Annotated in this window: 2 protein-coding genes; both read left to right on the top strand. The window is 72.0% G+C overall.

Annotated elements, in window-relative coordinates:
• A partial coding sequence (locus DZG00_RS15900; protein ID WP_233550178.1) for a carbohydrate ABC transporter permease occupies positions 1 to 343 on the top strand: 343 nt, incomplete at its 5' end.
• Positions 344 to 437: 94 nt separating this feature from the next.
• Positions 438 to 876 (top strand): DUF3000 family protein (locus DZG00_RS15895; protein WP_119455844.1); only part of this gene is annotated, 439 nt, incomplete at its 3' end.

Below are 876 nucleotides of genomic sequence, written 5' to 3'. Positions count from 1 at the left end.
CCTGCTCGCGTCCACGGTCGTGTCGCTGTTCTGGCTCTGGATGTACAACCCGCAGCTCGGCGTCGTCAACGCGATCGCCGGCGCCTTCGGCCTCCCGCAGCCCGCGTGGCTGCAGGACTCGAACCTCGCCATGACGAGCGTCGTCGTCACCACCGTGTGGTGGACCGTCGGCTTCAACTTCCTCATCTACCTGGCGGCGCTGCAGAACATCCCCGACCAGCAGTACGAGGCGGCCGCGCTCGACGGCGCGGGCAAGTGGCGGCAGCTGTTCTCCATCACGATCCCGCAGCTCGTCGACGACGACCACCGCACCTACGCGCGCTGGGCGGTGCGGCGGGGCTGATCCCCTGGTCGCGCGCTCATCGCGGTCCGCGCCTGCCGGTGCGCGTCGCGGCGTGGCTCCCGGCCGGTCGGGCGGCGGACCATAGTCTGCACACGTGGTAGAGACCCGTGACAGTGCCGAGGATCCGCCCGAGTTCCGCGCGGCGCTCGACGCCCTGCGTCGAGCCACGACGCGGTCCGAGCTCGTGCTGACGGAGATCCCCTCGCCGTCGAGCAACCTCGCGCCGTACGCCGTGGCGCTGGCCGCCGACGTCTCGCCGTCCGGCCACGCCTCGGACTCCGAGCTCGGCACCGGCCGCTTCATCCTCCTGCACGACCCCGAGGAGCCGGACGCATGGGGCGGCGCCTTCCGCATCGTCTGCTTCGCGCAGGCGCCGCTCGAGACCGACATGGGCACGGATCCGTTCCTCGCCGACGTCGCATGGTCCTGGCTCGTCGACGGCCTCGCGTCGCGCTGTGCCCGGTACTCGTCCCCCTCGGGGACCGCCACCCGGATCATCTCCACCGGCTACGGCGAGCTCGCCCGCCAGGGCA

It is taken from the genome of Clavibacter lycopersici, assembly GCF_003576405.1.
In the GTDB taxonomy this organism is placed as follows: Bacteria; Actinomycetota; Actinomycetes; order Actinomycetales; family Microbacteriaceae; genus Clavibacter; species Clavibacter lycopersici.
Note: the sequence above shows the minus strand (reverse complement) of the source record. Positions and strands in the feature narration are given on the sequence as shown.